This is a genomic window from Roseibium sp. M-1 (assembly GCF_054515675.1).
On the sequence record NZ_CM137257.1, the window covers coordinates 1,274,976 to 1,291,062 of the forward strand.

A 16,087-nucleotide genomic window follows, 5' to 3' on the forward strand; every position below is an offset into this window, starting at 1 on the left:
ACAGCGGGCATGAGGTGAATTCGCGTCTTGTCGAACGGGAAGATTCCCCCTAAAGCAATGGTCTCGATGACCGCGAGCAACACCCATCGAGACAGCCCTTTCCCCCATCGTCATTTGCTGGGCATAGAGGGCCTTCACCCCCACGAAATTCTGGGCCTTCTGGACCGGGCCGAAGAGGCCGTCGAGGTCTCCCGGCAGATACACAAGCGCAAGCACGTGTTGCAGGGCCGTACCCAGATCAATCTCTTTTTCGAAAATTCCACCCGCACCCAAAGCTCGTTCGAGCTGGCCGGAAAACGGCTCGGGGCGGATGTGATGAACATGGCGGTGTCCCAGTCCTCGGTGAAAAAGGGCGAGACGCTGATCGATACGGCGGCAACGCTGAACGCCATGCATCCGGACCTGCTTGTGGTTCGCCACCACGCCGCCGGCGCGGTGCATCTGCTGGCCCGCAAGGTCAGTTGCTCGGTGGTGAATGCCGGCGACGGACCGCACGAGCACCCGACCCAGGCCCTGCTCGACGCGCTGACGATCCGCCGTCACAAGGGCAAGATCGCCCGGCTGACGGTGGCGATCTGCGGCGACATCGCCCATTCCCGCGTCGCCCGTTCCAACATCATCCTGCTCAACGCGCTCGGGGCGCGTGTGCGTGTCGTCGCCCCCTCCACCCTCCTGCCCTCCGGCATCGCCAAGATGGGTGTCGAGGTCTTCACCTCGATGAAGGAAGGACTGGCGGGAGCCGACATCGTCATGATGCTGCGCCTGCAGCGCGAACGCATGAACGGAGCGTTCGTGCCGTCGGTGCGCGAATACTACCGCTATTACGGCCTCGACGCGGAAAAGCTCGGCTTCGCCAAGGAAGACGCCCTCGTCATGCATCCGGGGCCGATGAACCGCGGCGTCGAAATCGACGCCTCCATCGCCGACGGCGCTCAGAGCCTGATCCGCGAACAGGTGGAAATGGGCGTTGCCGTGCGCATGGCTGTGCTCGAAGCCCTCGCTGCCAACCTGCCGACCCGCTAGAGGACAAGACCGTGGCCCACGACACACCCAAACCTCTGGTCCTCTCCAATGCCAGGGTCATCGACCCGGCACGCGGCCTGGATGCACCCGGCTCCGTCATCATCGCCGACGGCACGATCCTGGCTGCCGGACCGGAAGCCGCCAATCAGGGCACGCCGTATGGCGCGGAACTCATCGACTGCAAGGGCGCCATTGCCTGCCCCGGCCTGATCGATTTCTGCGTCTCCGTCGGCGAGCCCGGCGCGGAGCATCGCGAGACGCTGGCCAGTGCGTCGCAGGCCGCCGCCGCCGGTGGCATCACCACCATCTGCACCATGCCGGACACCGACCCGGTGATCGACGACCCGGCGCTGGTTGACTTCATCCTGCGCCGGGCGCGCGACACGGCAAGTGTCAACGTGCTGCCGCTCGCTGCCCTCACAAAGGGCCTGAGAGGCGAGGAAATGGCCGAGATCGGCCTTTTGAAGGAAGCCGGAGCGGTCGCCTTCACCAATGGCCACAGGTCGGTAAAGAATGCCCAGGTCATGCGCCGCATGATGACCTATGCCCGCGACTTCGACGCGCTGGTGATCCACCACACGGAAGATCCGGACCTGGCCGGCGGCGTGATGAATTCCGGCCTCAATGCCAGCTGGAAAGGCCTGTCCGGTGTACCCCGCGAAGCGGAGATCATCATGCTGGAGCGGGATCTTCGCCTCGTTGCCATGTCGAAGGGCAAGTACCACGCAAACCTGATCTCGACGTCGGACAGCGCCGATGTGGTGCGTGCGGGCAAGGCCAGGGGTCTCGATATCACCGCCGGCATTTCGATCAACCACCTGACCAACAACGAAAACGACATCGGCGCTTACCGCACCTTCTTCAAGATGTCGCCGCCACTGCGCGACGAGGACGACCGCCAGGCGATGATCGAGGCTGTCGCCGACGGCACCATCGACATCATATGCTCCAACCACGATCCGCAGGACGTGGAAACCAAGCGCCACCCCTGGGCGGAAGCCGAGGATGGCGCGCTCGGTCTGGAAACCCTGCTCGCCGCCGCGCTCCGGCTGTATCATTCCGGCCAGGTCGATCTGGTGACCCTTCTGGCCGCCATGACCTCCAAGCCGGCAGACCGGCTGGGTCTTGAGACCGGGCGCCTTGCCAAGGGGGCGCCTGCGGACGTGACGGTCTTCGATCTTGAAAAGCCCTGGGTACTTGAGAAGAGCGCCATCCGGTCCCGCTCCAAGAACTCACCCTTCGTCGATGCCCGCTTCTCCGGCCGGGTGCTGAGGACGGTGGTCGGCGGCAAGACGGTCTACGCCTACGCCTGACTGGACTTCGCCGGGCCGTTGGTTCGCGCACAATTGTCCTGTCTTCGTGCGACGATCCCGTTTCGCGCCACAATTCTTGGTGAACGTGGCGCGATAGTGGATTTACGCACGGGAGGAACGATGCGTCCGACGGCATTCCTGTATCTGTTTTCAGCCCTGGCGCTGCTTCCCGGCGGCGCATCAGCGGCGGATCTTTACATCAAGTACAAGCTCTATGCCCTCAGCCTGCCGATAGGGTCCGGCACCCTGTCGCTGGATGTCGGCAAGGAGACCTATTGGGCGAGCGCCGAGGGACAGACCGCGGCCTTCGGGAAACTGGTTTCCGACGGCAAGGGCTCGGTCAAGGCGCGCGGCGGTGTCGGCAGCAAGTCCCTGCAGCCGGACAGTTACGCCTATGACATCAAGAGCGAGGACGAAACCGGCACCGTTGCCATGACCCTTCGCGCCGGCAGGGTCGACAAAGTCGCGGTGAACCCTCCTCAGGATCGCATGAAAGAACGGATCAAGGTGACGCAAGACCACCTCAAGAGCGTTCTCGACCCGTTGACGGCCGCGATCCTGCCGGCGCCGAAGGGCCTGGACAAGGCAAGCTGCGACCGGACCCTGCACATATTCGACGGCAAGGAACGTTACGACGTTCGCTTGAACTACAAATCCAGCCAGACGACAAAATCTGCGGATGGCCGTTTCAAGGGCAAGGTTCTTGTCTGCGGCGTCCGCTACGAGCCGGTATCCGGCCACAGACCGAAGCGCAAGTCGATCCAGGAACTGGCGGCCAACAAATCCATGGAAGTCTGGTTGGCACAGGTCGGCGACAAACCGTATCTCGTGCCCTTGAAAGCCAGCATCTCGCTGCCCTTCGGGAGCCTTGTCGTCGAGGCGGAGAAGTTCAAGCTGGCGAAATAGGGAACCGGTCAGCGCCGCCTTTTCCCTGTAAAGACAGTCTTTTGGCCCATTCCGGACTTGATCCGGTCCGCCATGCCGTTACATTGCGGTGACCAAATCTTATGCACGTCCCAGGGGAGCCGACGCGTGCCCGATCCGATCAGCTGGGGTTTCGCCTGGCCTTATTACCTTGCCGCCCTCGCCTTCGGCTATCTGCTTGGCTCGATCCCCTTTGGCCTGCTTGTCACCCGCATGGCCGGGCTTGGCGATATCCGCAAGATCGGCTCCGGCAATATCGGCACCACCAACGTGCTGCGCACCGGACGCAAGTCGCTGGCCGCCGCAACGCTGCTTGGCGACGCCTTGAAGGGTACTGTCGCGGTCGCGGTGGTCAATCTGCTCTACGGCCAGGAAATGGCTCTCGTCGCAGGGCTCGGTGCTTTTCTCGGCCACCTCTTTCCGGTCTGGCTGAAATTCAAGGGCGGCAAGGGTGTCGCAACCTATCTCGGCATCCTGCTCGGCATCTTCTGGCCGATGGGGCTGATCTTCGCGGCAATCTGGGTTGCCATGGCTTTCGCCTTCCGCTATTCCTCGCTCTCCGCCCTGACGGCAAGTCTTGCGACACCGCTCCTGCTATATTTCGGCTTCAAGCAGTTTCAGATGGCGGAGATGTTCCTTCTGCTGACACTGCTGCTGTGGGCCAAGCATCACGAGAATATCGGCCGTCTGCTGCGGGGCGCTGAAAGCAAGATCGGGGCGAAGTCCAAACCGGCCACGGACCCGGCCGGCGCACCGGGCGACGGAGACGCGTGAGCGCGCCGGCAACAATAAAACATCCCGGCCTCTCCGAGGCAGAGCGGCTTGCATGGCTGCGCCTGATACGCTCGGAGAACATCGGGCCTGTAACCTTTTCGGATCTCCTGACCCATTGCGGATCTGCTCAAGCCGCCCTAGACCTGTTGCCGGAGCTTTCCCGGCGCGGCGGACGCAGGAGCTACAGGGTCTGTCCAAAAGAGGCAGCGGAAGCGGAGCTGGCAGCCCATCGCCGGTTCGGCGCACGGCTGGTCGCGATCGGAGAGCCGGACTATCCACCACACCTCAAACATATCGACGGGCCGCCGCCTCTTCTTTCCGTCGTTGGCGGTGGCAGTGCCCTGTCGCGCGAGCGGATGCTGGCTATTGTCGGCGCGCGCAATGCCTCACTTTCCGGCCGGAAACTTGCGACCAGTTTTGCACGCGATCTCGGTGCATCAGGCTTTGCCATTGCCTCCGGCCTTGCGCGCGGCATCGATGCGGCGGCGCATGAAGCGTCGATCGTTGGCGGGACAGTCGCCGTGTTTGCCGGTGGCATCGACGTGCTCTACCCGCCAGAGCACGACAGGTTGCTGCGAGCTATCGTTGACCATGGCGGCGCAGCCATCAGCGAGATGCCCTTCGGCCTGAAACCGCGCGGACGGGATTTTCCCCGGCGCAACCGGCTGATTTCCGGTGTGTCGCTCGGTGTGGTCGTTATCGAGGCGGCCAAGGCCTCCGGTTCTCTTCACACGGCACGCTACGCACTGGAGCAGAACCGCGACATCTTTGCCGTTCCCGGCTCGCCGCTCGACCCGCGCTCGGAAGGTGCAAACGGGCTGATCCGCCAGGGCGCAACTCTGGTGACATCGGCCGAAGATGTCCTGGAAAGCCTTGCCGGGCGTCTGGAGCCGGTGCTGCCGCTCGACAGGCCGCTGCGCGAGCCTGGCCAGGCAGCAATCTCGCAAGCTCCGGATCCTGACGACAGGCTGCGCGAACGGATCGTCGCAGCGCTCGGACCGACGCCAGTCGACCTTGATGAATTGATCCGCTTTGCCGACGGCGATGCACGCTCGGTCCACATCCTTCTTCTGGAACTTGAACTTGCCGGACGGCTCGAGCGGCACCGGGGAAACAAAATCTCGGCGCTGATGTGAGATCGGATTTTTCTTGAATCTCAGTGGATAACACGTATCAGGGCCGTATCGCTTGACCCGGATCGCTCAAAGGTCCATTTGACAGGCGGCGCGTGATCCGTGATCGTCTGCGCAATAAAATTCAGCTTCTCCACCGGGCGGGGGCTCCGTTTCCGGCAAAAAAATTTGGGTAAGAATGAACGTCGTCATTGTGGAATCGCCGGCGAAAGCCAAGACGATCAACAAATATCTTGGTTCGGACTATACGGTCCTGGCCTCCTATGGCCATGTCCGGGATCTTCCGGCCAAAGACGGCTCCGTGCTGCCCGACGAAAACTTCTCCATGAGCTGGCAAGTGGATTCGAAGGCCCAGAAACGCCTCTCCGAAATCGCCAGCGCGGTGAAGGATGCCGACCGCCTCATTCTCGCAACTGACCCGGATCGCGAAGGCGAAGCAATTTCGTGGCACGTTCTGGAAGTGCTGCAGAAGAAACGCGTCCTGAAGGACAAGCAGGTCGAGCGCGTGGTTTTCAACGCGATCACCAAGAAGTCGATCCTGGAGGCAATGGCCAATCCGCGTCAACTGGATACGCCGCTCGTCGATGCCTATCTCGCCCGCCGTGCCCTCGACTATCTCGTCGGCTTCACGCTGTCACCGGTGCTGTGGCGCAAGCTGCCCGGCGCCCGCTCCGCCGGCCGCGTTCAGTCGGTTGCGCTGCGGCTGATCTGCGACCGCGAAATGGAGATCGAGGTCTTCAAACCGCAGGAATACTGGTCGATCCTGGCCAACATGAAGACCCCGGCCGGGGACATGTTCCAGGCTGGCCTCACCGGCTTCGACGGCAAGAAGATCAACCGTCTCGACATCACCACCGAGGCCGAGGCCAAGACGATCAAGGCCATGCTGGAAAGCGCCAGCTTCAAGGTCGACAGCGTCGCCTCAAAGCCCGCCAAACGCAATCCGGCCGCGCCCTTCACCACATCGACCCTGCAGCAGGAAGCCTCCCGGAAGCTCGGCTTTTCCGCGTCCCGGACAATGCAGGTGGCGCAGAAGCTTTATGAAGGCGTTGCCATCGGCGGCGAGACCTCCGGTCTCATCACCTATATGCGTACTGACGGCGTCCAGATCGCCGGTGAGGCGATTGCCGCTGCACGCTCCGTGATTGCCAAGGATTTCGGCGACAATTACGTGCCCGAAAGCCCGCGCGTCTATACGTCCAAGGCCAAGAACGCCCAGGAAGCCCACGAGGCAATCCGCCCAACGGATCTCGCGCGCCGGCCGAAGGATGTCGCCCGCTTCCTCGATCCGGACCAGGCCCGGCTCTATGAGCTGATCTGGAAGCGCACCATGGCTTCGCAGATGGAATCGGCGACGCTGGAGCGCACCACCATCGAGATCCTCGCCAGCGGCTCCGGCAAGCGCGCCAACCTGCGTGCGACCGGCTCCGTCGTCCGCTTCGACGGGTTCCTTGCGCTCTACCAGGAAGGCCGCGACGACGAGGAGGACGAAAATTCCAAACGCCTTCCGGCTGTCGACGAAGGCGCAGCCCTGACCGCCGCCTCTGTTGACGGCTCAGCCGAGCCGATTGAAGCCTCGCAGCATTTCACCACACCGCCGCCGCGTTATACGGAAGCGAGCCTTGTGAAGAAGATGGAAGAGCTCGGTATCGGCCGTCCTTCCACCTATGCCTCGACGCTGCAGACCCTGCGCGACCGCGAATATGTCGAGCTTGAAAAGAAGCAGCTCGTGCCGCTGGACAAGGGCCGCATCGTCACCGCTTTCCTGGAAAGCTTCTTCCAGCGCTATGTGGAATTCGATTTCACCGCGAGCCTGGAAGAACAGCTCGACAAGATCTCCGCCGGCGAACTCTCCTGGCTGGACGTTCTGCGTGACTTCTGGACGGGCTTTTCCGGCGCCGTTGACGAGATCAAGGACCTGCGCGTTGCCCAGGTCATCGACTCCCTCAACGAGCTGCTCGGTCCGCATATCTTCCCGGCCAAGGAAGACGGCTCCGATCCGCGAAAATGCCCGACCTGCGACAGCGGCCAGTTGTCGCTGAAGGTCAGCCGCTGGGGTGCTTTCATCGGCTGCTCCAACTATCCCGAATGCGGCTATACCCGCCAGCTCGGCAAGCCGAACGGTGAGGACGGCGACGACGAGGGACCTAAGGTTCTCGGCACCGACCCGGAAACGGGGATGGATGTCTCGCTCCGCAACGGCCGGTTCGGGCCTTATGTTCAGTTGGGCGAAGAAGCCAAGCCGAAGCGTTCGTCCCTGCCCCGCGGATGGTCGGCAGCGGACATGGACCTTGAAAAGGCACTGCAGCTCCTGTCGCTGCCGCGCGAGGTCGGACCGCACCCGGAAGACGGCAAGATGATTTCCGCCGGCATCGGCCGCTACGGTCCGTTCGTGCTGCATGACGGCACCTACGCCAACCTTTCCACTCCGGACGAGGTCTTTTCCGTCGGCATCAACCGGGCCGTCGACGCACTGGCGCAAAAGCGCGCCAAGGGCGGCGGACGCGGCGGTGCGGCAGCTGCTCCGCTGAAGGAGCTCGGCGAACACCCCTCCGAAGGCGGGCCGGTCAATGTCTATGACGGCCGCTACGGACCTTACGTGAAACACGGCAAGATCAATGCCACCCTGCCCAAGGACACCGACCCGAAGGCGGTGACGCTGGAACAGGCGGTGGAACTGATTGCCGCCAAGGCTCCCAAGGGCGGGGCCAAGAAGAAAGCGGCCGCCAAGAAGCCGGCGGCCAAGAAAACGGCCACCAAAAAAGCGGCCCCGAAGAAAACGGCAACGAAGACCGCCAAGGCAAAGGTCGATGCGTCGTCCGAAGAGGTGCCCTGGGATGATGCGAGTTGAGCGCCAAGAAAATAAACACGCGCAAGCACACCGATCGTAAACACGCCAAGGTTCCGGGCGAAATGCCGTCCCGGGACGACATTCTCGCCTTCGTCGCCGACAATCCGGGCCGCGCGGGCAAGCGTGAGATCGCGCGCCATTTCGGCATTATCGGCGGCGCGCGCATCCACCTGAAGAAGCTGCTGAAGGACCTTACCGACGACGGTCTGATGGAGAAGCGCAACAAGCGCATGATCCGTCCGGGAGACCTGCCTCCGGTCTTCGTCGCCAACCTGATCGCGCGCGATAAGGACGGCGAGTTGGTCGCAACGCCTGTCGACTGGGACGACGAGGCGGGAGATCCGCCAAAGATCCTGGTGCTGACCGGCAAGACCAAGGCGACCCAGCCGGGCCTCGGCGACCGGGCGCTGGTGCGCCTGACGGAAGCCGACAGCGGTCCGGAGACGGACCACGTTGCCCGGGTGATCCGGGTTCTGGAAAAACGCCAGGGCGCGATCCTCGGCATCTTGAGGAAACGCGACAGGAACCGGCCTCCCTATCTGGAGCCGATCGACCGCAAGCAGCGGGAACTCGATATCGATGCGACCGACATGAAGGACGCCGAGGACGGCGACCTTGTCAGCGTCCAGGTGACGCGCACCGGCCGCTACGGCCATCCGCGTGCCGCCATCGTCGAGCGCTTCGGTTCGATGAACTCGGAAAAGGCGGTTTCGGAAATCGCGCTGCAGTCGCACGGCATCCCGCATGTCTTCCCTGCGGCTGTCGAAGCCCAGGCGGAAAGCGCCAAGCCGGTCGAGAAGCTCGGAAAGCGCGAGGACTGGCGGCAGATCCCGCTCATCACCATCGATCCACCCGACGCCAAGGACCATGACGATGCGGTCTTTGCCGAAGAGGACGAGGATCCGGCCAACGAAGGCGGCTTCATCGCCTATGTCGCGATTGCCGACGTCGCTCACTACGTCACTCCCGGCTCGCCCATGGACCGGGAAGCGAACCTGCGCGGCAACTCGGTCTATTTCCCCGACCGGGTGATTCCGATGCTGCCGGAGCACATTTCCAATCAGCTGTGTTCGCTGCGGGAAAAGGAAGACAAACCGGCGCTCGGCGTCAGGATGGTTTTCGACAAGACCGGGCGCAAGGTCAGCCACACGTTCCACCGGGTGCTGATGCGCTCGGCGGCGAAGCTTTCCTATCTGCAGGCACAGAAAGCCATCGACGGAACCACCGACGAGAAGACCGAGACCATCGTCGACGGCATCCTGAAGCCGCTCTGGAACGCGTACGCCGTGCTGAAGAAGGGCCGCGATGCCCGCGAGCCGCTGGATCTCGACCTGCCGGAGCGCAAGATCCGCCTGAAGCCGGACGGCACCGTGGACCATGTCTACGTGCCCGAGCGTCTGGATGCGCACAAGCTGATCGAAGAATTCATGATCCAGGCGAACGTCGCGGCGGCCGAGACGCTGGAGCAGAAGAAGACGCCCCTGCTCTTCCGCATCCATGACGCCTCGACGCCGGAGAAGCTGGAGAACCTCAAGGACTTCCTGTCGACGCTCAACATGAAGCTGCCGTCTTCGGGCGGACTTCGTCCCGCAGTCTTCAACGGTATTCTCGCCAAGGTGAAGGACACGCCGCAGGCCCATCTCGTCAACGAGGTGGTGCTGCGCAGCCAGGCGCAGGCGGAATATGCGCCGCAGAATATCGGCCATTTCGGCCTCAACCTGCGCCGCTACGCTCATTTCACCTCACCCATCCGTCGCTATGCCGACCTGATCGTGCACCGGGGCCTCATCTCTGCGCTTGGTCTCGGCAACGACGGTCTGCCGGAAGGCATCGAAAGCAAGCTGGAAGCCATCGGAGCGGAGATCTCCGCGGCAGAGCGGCGCGCCATGCTGGCCGAGCGCGACACGATCGACCGGCTGATCGCCCTTTGGATGAGCGACCAGATCGGCGCCACCTTCCAGGGTCGCATCGCAGGCGTCGTGAAATCAGGACTGTTCGTGCGTCTGGAAGAGACGGGTGCCGACGGCTTCGTTCCGGCCTCCACCATCGGCCTCGACTATTATCGCTATGACGAAGGGTCGCACGCGCTCATAGGTGACAAGACCGGCGAGACCTACCAACTTGGCGACCAGGTGGAAGTCCGGCTGGTGGAAGCAGCCCCCTTTGCCGGTGCGCTCACATTCGAGCTGCTCAGCCATGGGCGCATTGCCGGCAAGCGTATCCGCAAGGCCGCGCCCAAGGTGCGGCGCGGGCCGCCGAAGGGTGGCCGCAACAATCGGACCCCGCCCAAGAAACAGGGACGAAGGAGACCTTCGTGACGGTTCGCTACGAGCTGCATGAAAGCCTGAAGGCACCGGAAGCCGCGCCGGTGAAGCCGCGCCGAAACGTGCTGCCCGCCGTGCTGCGCGGCGCTGGAAACCGCTGCATGAACTGCGGCGAAGGCCGGATCTTCGACGGTTATCTCAACACCTGCCACGCCTGCTCCAAATGCGGCGAGGCGTTCCATCATCATCGCGCCGACGATGCGCCGCCCTATTTCACCATCACCATTGTCGGCCATATCATCGTTCCGGGGATGCTGGCGGTCGAGGTGTTCTGGCATCCCGAACTTTGGATCCACATGTCGCTCTGGGTGCCGCTGACGCTGCTGCTCTCGCTTGGCCTCTTGCGGCCGATAAAGGGCGCTCTGATCGGGCTGCAATGGGCGCTCTACATGCACGGCTTCGATCCGGAGGCGGAAGACGACATTCCGCCGATCCCGGCACCGCCTGAAAGGATTTCATGACCGGCTCCTTCGAACAGCGCCTGGCCAAGGACGAAAAGGCCGGAAACTATCCCTATATCCGGCCGAAGGATGCAGCGACGCTGCTCATCCTCGACCATGGCAAGGACGGGAATGTCAGGCTGCTGATGGGCCGCCGTCACATGCGTCACACCTTCATGCCGGGCAAGTTCGTCTTCCCGGGCGGCCGCGTGGATGTCGCCGACAGCCACATCTCAAATGTGCTGCCCTACCACCCCGTGGTAGAGGAGAAGCTCTCCGCGGATCTCAAGAATGCCAAATCGGCTGCCCGTGTGCGTGCCCTGGCACTTGCCGCCATCCGCGAGACCTACGAGGAAGCCGGGATATTCGTCGGCAAATCCACCGACGGTCCCGGCCTGCGTCTCGGCACAGGCTTTGAGGCCTTTGCCGAGCGGGGCATTCAGCCGGACCTTGGCGGCCTGAGGCTGATTGCGCGGGCTATTACCCCGCCGCAGCGCCCGCGGCGTTTCGACACCCGTTTTCTTGCCATCTGGGCCGATGCCATCGCCGACCGGCTGCCGGACGGCAGAGGCCCGTCAGGAGAGCTGGAAGACTGCGCCTGGCTGACCTTCGAAGAAGCGCGGCAGAAAGAACTGCCGATGATCACCAACAAGATCCTCTCCGACCTGGAAGAGCGCCTGTCGACTGATCCGGAGCTTTCTCCCGCAACGCCGGTGCCCTATTATTTCTTCCGTAAGGGCGGGTTTGTCCGCCAGACCATCTGATCTCTGCGGACCTCCGGCTGACTCCTTCGGCCGGTCCCTTGCCCGCAAGGAGGGAGTCGGCCCGATGAAGAAACATGCGATTGTCCCGGAGGAACTGGCAAGCTTCTACAAGGACTGGAAAATGTCGCCTGGTCTTGCCTGCGGCGACTTCCTGTTCCTGACCGGCTTTACAGGCGCCGATGCCGCCGGCAACTTGCCCGCCGATCCTGAAATGCAGATGCGCAATGCCTTCCGCAAGGTGGGTCTCGTGCTTGCGAAGGCCGGGCTTGACTATGGCGCGCTTGTCGAGATGACCACCTATCACGTCGGCCTGCGCGACCATCTGGAGCTCTTCAAGAAGGTGCGCGCGGACTTCGTCGAGGAGCCTTATCCGGCCTGGACGGCGGTGGAAGTCGCCGGCTTCGTGCGTGAAGGCGCCATCATCGAGATCAAGGCTGTGGCAAGCCGGGTTCCGAAGGCAGAGTGAGGCCAGTGCCTGCTGCGCACGGACCCAAGAGTTCTGCGCATCATTTTCCTGCGCCATGGCAGGGAGCGCTTGACTTTCGCGCTGCGATGAGTAGGTTGCGCGCTGATTTCAGACACTGGGGCAGATTCACCGCCAGCCCTCTGGCCACAAGAACTCTATGCCCGACAACAGAGAACAGGATCCAAGGCCATGGCCAAGGCGACAACAATCAAGATCAAGCTCCTCTCCACGGCGGACACCGGTTTCTTCTACGTGACCAAGAAGAACTCCCGCACGATGACCGAAAAGATGGTCAAAAAGAAATATGACCCGATTGCAAAGAAGCACGTCGAGTTCAAGGAAACCAAGATCAAGTAAGATCCGGTTTCAGGCTGTTTTCAAGAACCCGCCGGAAACGGCGGGTTTTTTGTATTTGGGGAGTCGGATGGCTGCAAACTTTCGCGGCTAGAGCGTGTCGCGTTTAACTGGAAGTGTCTTGCATCGCTTTTTGCGTTGAAATCTTTGATTTCAGACAGCGAAAAGCGATTCCGATAAAACGTGATTTGCTCTAACTATCACGCGTGAAACACCACGCGCCAGCGCCCCGGCGGGCGGGCATTCAGTTACGGATTTCAGCTGGAAAAATAGTGGTCGGCGGGAACACGGCATACGAGGAGGCCACTCTTCGGCCGGTTCCCAGCCGACCTGCCCCACGGACCCAGGAGATGCGGCGGACCTGAGCACTCCGAGGGGAAACTGGTGCCAATTGACGTTACGGCAATCTTTACCACGTCATAGAGGCGATCAGGAAAAACCCTAATCTAGGGTCACACTACCTGATTGGAACCCGAATGCAATATTTTCCATAAAATATGCACAGAAACAATGCCGTTTTAGTAAATCCGTAACCTTAATATGAAGAGCACGTGATCGATGACCCAACTGATTCGCCGGATAGATGCCCACAGGTGCGCCGGTTCTGCCGTGAAACCTTGGAAAAGATCTTTACCCGCCGCAGTACTTTTGACCCGTCGCGATTACGCCTCGCCGAGATAGGCGCGTACTGTTTCCAGAAACTTTGCGACCGAGATCGGCTTGGATATATAGGCTTCGCAGCCGCCCTGACGGATGCGCTCTTCGTCACCCTTCATGGCAAAGGCCGTCACTGCGATCACCGGGATGGAAGCGATGTCCTCGTCTTCCTTGATCCATTTGGTGACTTCCAGGCCGGAAACTTCCGGCAACTGGATGTCCATCAGGATCAAATCGGGACGATGATCGCGGGCCAGTTGCAAGGCTTCGATACCGGTGCGGGTCTGTAAAGTGTCATAGCCGTGTGCTTCGAGCAGATCATGAAAAAGCTTCATGTTCAGCTCGTTGTCTTCTACGATCAACACGGATTTCGCCATATGTCCGGCCCTTTATCCGGCTTTTCACCGGTCCCATCTTCTTTTCGCAGCGCTTTTTTCCGCGGTAGAACCCTTCCCCGGTCCGCATTAGGCTTCTTCTAACCCGGAATCGTTTCAGAAAGGCAAAAAAACACAATGAAAAATATACAGGGTAAGTCATTGTCCGTTGAAGAAGCTCAAGGAATTGCTACCGAAGCCCTGTTGCAGCTGAGCCGTGACCCCGAACAGATCGGCCGGTTTCTGGCGTTTTCCGGCATCGGGCCGGACATGATTCGGGAAGCGGCCGGTGAGCCGGGCTTTCTGGCCGGAGTTCTTGAGTTCTACATGATGGACGAGACGCTTCTTCTTGCCTTTTGTGAAAATGCTGGCTTGCGCCCGACCATGATGGCCGCCGCGCGCTACGCCCTTGCTGGTGGAGACGAATTCGATGCCTGAACCGACACCGGTTCTTCCCGAAGTTCTGGCCCAGATCAGCGCCCTGCCCGTTTCCTCGCGCCCGCTCATCATCTGCGATGTCGACGAGGTCGTTCTTCACATGATCTCGCACCTGGAGGAGTATCTGCACGCACGCGAGCTGATGTTCCTGAAATACGAATACCGCATGACCGGAAACATCGCCGGCAAGGCCGACCGGCAGCTGTTGTCGTCAGACGACGTGCGCCGCCATTTGCTCAGCTTTTTCGACGAGATCAGTCACAGCCAGGACATGGTGCCCGGTGCGACGGAGGCATTGAATGCTCTCGCAGTCGATTGGGACATTGTCTTCCTCACAAACCTTCCAGGTGGCCACAACAAGCCTGTGCGCGAGCAGCTCCTTGCCGGCCTCGGCCTTCCCTTTCCGGTACTGACCAACACCGGGCCGAAGGGTGGTGCGGTTGCGGCTCTTGCTGCCGGACGGCCCGTACCCGTCGTCTTCATCGATGACAGCCCGACCAACCATGCCTCCGTGCATGCCTCCCTGCCCTCGGCAATCCAGATCCAGTTCATCGCCGATCCGCGGTTTCTGGGGACGACAACCCGGGAGGAGCATGTCGCGCTGCTGACCGGAGATTGGCAGGAGACGGCCGCCTTCATCAGCGGTATTCTTGCCTGATACCGCCTGCAATCAACGTGACAGCCGGCAAGCTTGCGATCTGAAAAGCTCAAGACGTGACCCAGACACCTCCGCCGACACGCGCCCTTTGCCGGGATTGCGGCAACCGCCTGGCGCCGGGCGCCAACCGCTGCTCGAAATGCGGCAGCCCGCGCCTCGTCTGTCATGCCGAGCTGGACCAGCTTTCCATCGCCCATATCGATTGCGATGCCTTCTATGCCTCCATCGAGAAGCGCGACAATCCGGAGCTTCAGGACCAGCCGGTCATTGTCGGTGGCGGCCAGCGCGGCGTCGTCTCCACCTGCTGCTACATTGCCCGCATTTACGGTGTGCGCTCGGCAATGCCCATGTTCAAGGCGCTCGAAGCCTGTCCGCAGGCCATCGTCATCAAGCCCGACATGGAAAAGTATTCCCGGGTCGGCAAGGAAATAAGGGAGCGGATGCGCGCACTGACGCCGCTGGTCGAACCGATCTCGATCGACGAGGCCTTTCTCGATCTGACCGGCACCGAGCGCCTGCACCGCAAGACACCGGCTGAAACCCTGGCCGGTTTCATTCGCGATCTTGAAAGCGAGATCGGCGTCACGGCCTCGGTTGGCCTTGCACCCAACAAGTTCCTGGCAAAGCTTGCCTCTGATCTTGAAAAGCCGCGCGGGTTTTCGGTCATAGGCGCGGCGGAGGCGGAAACGGTTCTGGCCGCCATGTCCGTCGGGCGCATCTGGGGTGTCGGCAAGGTGTTCCAGCAGAAACTGGAGCGGGACGGCATCCGAACCATCGGACAGCTGCAACTGATGGACGCTGCCGACCTGGCCCGCCGCTACGGCACCATCGGCCTTCGCCTCGCCCGACTGTCCCATGGCGACGACAGCCGCGAGGTGACACCGGAACGCGGTGCCAAGAGCGTATCGGCGGAGACAACTTTCCGGACGGACATATCCAGTTTCGAAACTCTGCGGCCGATCCTGAGGGACCTGTCGGAAAAGGTCTCGGCGCGGCTGAAAAAATCGGACCTCTCAGGGCGCGGCATCACGCTGAAGCTGAAGACCGCCGATTTCAAGACCATCACCCGTGCGCGCCATCTGACGGACCCGACCCAGCTTGCCGACAAGATCTTTGCCGCCGGTGTCGATCTACTGCGCCACGAAACCGACGGCCGCCGCTTCCGCCTCATCGGCATCGGCGTCAGCGATCTGGAACCCGCGGCCCTCGCGGACCCGCAGGACCTGATCGACCGGTCCGCGGAACGGCGCAAGAACGCCGAGCTCGCCGTTGACCGGCTGCGGGACAAGTTTGGCAAATCCGCGGTGGAACTCGGCCTCACCCACGCTGCGCGCACCGCGCGGGAGGAGAAGAACCGGAAGGACGGTTAAGGGTCCAAAGTGAACAGGATCTGGCACTAGATCGTTCCCCTCACGACCTCATCCTGAGGAAGCGCGCTAGCGCTGTCTCGAAGGATGGGCCGCTTGCTCCGGAGTATGCCGCCCATCCTTATCTGTTCGGACTTTGGTAGAAGTTGACTTGGGAGAGCCGTTGAGTGCTCTCCCAAGCGGGCCGGAGACCGTACCATCCTCGGCACCTCGCAGTCCGTTCGAAG

The 16,087-nt window shown here is 61.9% G+C and carries 15 protein-coding genes; 14 read left to right on the forward strand and 1 reads right to left on the reverse strand.

Annotated elements, in window-relative coordinates; translation table 11 throughout:
- The first annotated feature begins 66 nt into the window (after positions 1-66).
- The 11 genes from ACX3M4_RS05845 to rpmG all read left to right on the forward strand — a co-directional run bounded on the left by ACX3M4_RS05845 (position 67) and on the right by rpmG (position 12,369).
- Entirely contained in the window at positions 67-1,023 is a 957-nt protein-coding gene (locus ACX3M4_RS05845) for an aspartate carbamoyltransferase catalytic subunit (RefSeq protein ID WP_459357651.1), read from the forward strand.
- 11 nt (positions 1,024-1,034) lie between these two features.
- Complete coding sequence (locus ACX3M4_RS05850; RefSeq protein ID WP_459357652.1) at positions 1,035-2,336, forward strand: dihydroorotase; 1,302 nt, start codon at positions 1,035-1,037, stop codon at positions 2,334-2,336.
- Between the two features lie 120 nt (positions 2,337-2,456).
- Positions 2,457-3,242, forward strand: coding sequence for a DUF3108 domain-containing protein (locus ACX3M4_RS05855; protein WP_459357653.1), 786 nt, complete (start codon positions 2,457-2,459; stop codon positions 3,240-3,242).
- 126 nt (positions 3,243-3,368) lie between these two features.
- Complete coding sequence (gene plsY / locus ACX3M4_RS05860) at positions 3,369-4,034, forward strand: glycerol-3-phosphate 1-O-acyltransferase PlsY (protein WP_459357654.1); 666 nt, start codon at positions 3,369-3,371, stop codon at positions 4,032-4,034.
- A complete protein-coding gene (gene dprA / locus ACX3M4_RS05865) occupies positions 4,031-5,170 on the forward strand; it encodes a DNA-processing protein DprA (RefSeq protein ID WP_459357655.1) in 1,140 nt (379 codons plus the stop codon). The genes plsY and dprA overlap by 4 nt, the downstream gene beginning before the upstream one ends.
- A gap of 175 nt (positions 5,171-5,345) precedes the next feature.
- Positions 5,346-8,018 (forward strand): type I DNA topoisomerase, encoded by a 2,673-nt coding sequence (gene topA, locus ACX3M4_RS05870; protein ID WP_459357656.1) that lies wholly within the window; start codon positions 5,346-5,348, stop codon positions 8,016-8,018.
- A 62-nt stretch (positions 8,019-8,080) separates the two neighbouring features.
- On the forward strand, positions 8,081-10,336 hold the full coding sequence (rnr, locus tag ACX3M4_RS05875; RefSeq protein ID WP_459359374.1) for a ribonuclease R: 2,256 nt from the start codon (positions 8,081-8,083) through the stop codon (positions 10,334-10,336).
- Positions 10,333-10,803, forward strand: a complete 471-nt coding sequence (locus ACX3M4_RS05880) for a DUF983 domain-containing protein (protein ID WP_459357657.1) — start codon at positions 10,333-10,335, stop codon at positions 10,801-10,803. Before rnr ends, ACX3M4_RS05880 begins: the two co-directional genes overlap by 4 nt.
- A complete protein-coding gene (locus tag ACX3M4_RS05885; RefSeq protein WP_459357658.1) occupies positions 10,800-11,546 on the forward strand; it encodes an NUDIX hydrolase in 747 nt (248 codons plus the stop codon). Before ACX3M4_RS05880 ends, ACX3M4_RS05885 begins: the two co-directional genes overlap by 4 nt.
- 64 nt (positions 11,547-11,610) lie before the next feature.
- Positions 11,611-12,012, forward strand: a complete 402-nt coding sequence (locus tag ACX3M4_RS05890) for a RidA family protein (protein ID WP_459357659.1) — start codon at positions 11,611-11,613, stop codon at positions 12,010-12,012.
- Between the two features lie 189 nt (positions 12,013-12,201).
- The gene (rpmG, locus tag ACX3M4_RS05895) at positions 12,202-12,369 is read left to right on the forward strand and encodes a 50S ribosomal protein L33 (RefSeq protein WP_006934913.1); all 168 of its coding nucleotides are present in this window, start codon (positions 12,202-12,204) and stop codon (positions 12,367-12,369) included.
- A gap of 659 nt (positions 12,370-13,028) precedes the next feature.
- Here rpmG and ACX3M4_RS05900 read toward each other — a convergent pair.
- Positions 13,029-13,400 carry a response regulator gene (locus tag ACX3M4_RS05900; RefSeq protein WP_459357660.1) on the reverse strand — a complete coding sequence of 124 codons (372 nt, stop codon included), beginning with the start codon at positions 13,398-13,400 and terminating at the stop codon, positions 13,029-13,031.
- A 135-nt stretch (positions 13,401-13,535) separates the two neighbouring features.
- On the opposite strand from ACX3M4_RS05900, the gene ACX3M4_RS05905 reads away from it, so the two are divergent.
- From ACX3M4_RS05905 to ACX3M4_RS05915, 3 genes are read left to right on the forward strand one after another with little or no spacing between them, the layout of a single operon-like run.
- Positions 13,536-13,835, forward strand: a complete 300-nt coding sequence (locus tag ACX3M4_RS05905) for a DUF3572 domain-containing protein (protein WP_459357661.1) — start codon at positions 13,536-13,538, stop codon at positions 13,833-13,835.
- Positions 13,828-14,493, forward strand: coding sequence for a hypothetical protein (locus ACX3M4_RS05910; protein ID WP_459357662.1), 666 nt, complete (start codon positions 13,828-13,830; stop codon positions 14,491-14,493). Before ACX3M4_RS05905 ends, ACX3M4_RS05910 begins: the two co-directional genes overlap by 8 nt.
- A gap of 56 nt (positions 14,494-14,549) precedes the next feature.
- Entirely contained in the window at positions 14,550-15,863 is a 1,314-nt protein-coding gene (locus ACX3M4_RS05915) for a DNA polymerase IV (RefSeq protein WP_459357663.1), read from the forward strand.
- Positions 15,864-16,087: the final 224 nt, after the last annotated feature.

Bases quoted from the DNA above. Each gene is read 5' to 3' on its own strand.
- ACX3M4_RS05845 (WP_459357651.1), top strand. From the start codon at position 67: ATGACCGCGAGCAACACCCATCGAGACAGCCCTTTCCCCCATCGTCAT.
- ACX3M4_RS05855 (WP_459357653.1), top strand. From the start codon at position 2,457: ATGCGTCCGACGGCATTCCTGTATCTGTTTTCAGCCCTGGCGCTGCTT.
- topA (WP_459357656.1), top strand. From the start codon at position 5,346: ATGAACGTCGTCATTGTGGAATCGCCGGCGAAAGCCAAGACGATCAAC.
- rnr (WP_459359374.1), top strand. From the start codon at position 8,081: ATGCCGTCCCGGGACGACATTCTCGCCTTCGTCGCCGACAATCCGGGC.
- ACX3M4_RS05885 (WP_459357658.1), top strand. From the start codon at position 10,800: ATGACCGGCTCCTTCGAACAGCGCCTGGCCAAGGACGAAAAGGCCGGA.
- ACX3M4_RS05890 (WP_459357659.1), top strand. From the start codon at position 11,611: ATGAAGAAACATGCGATTGTCCCGGAGGAACTGGCAAGCTTCTACAAG.
- rpmG (WP_006934913.1), top strand. From the start codon at position 12,202: ATGGCCAAGGCGACAACAATCAAGATCAAGCTCCTCTCCACGGCGGAC.
- ACX3M4_RS05900 (WP_459357660.1), bottom strand. From the start codon at position 13,400: ATGGCGAAATCCGTGTTGATCGTAGAAGACAACGAGCTGAACATGAAG.
- ACX3M4_RS05905 (WP_459357661.1), top strand. From the start codon at position 13,536: ATGAAAAATATACAGGGTAAGTCATTGTCCGTTGAAGAAGCTCAAGGA.
- ACX3M4_RS05910 (WP_459357662.1), top strand. From the start codon at position 13,828: ATGCCTGAACCGACACCGGTTCTTCCCGAAGTTCTGGCCCAGATCAGC.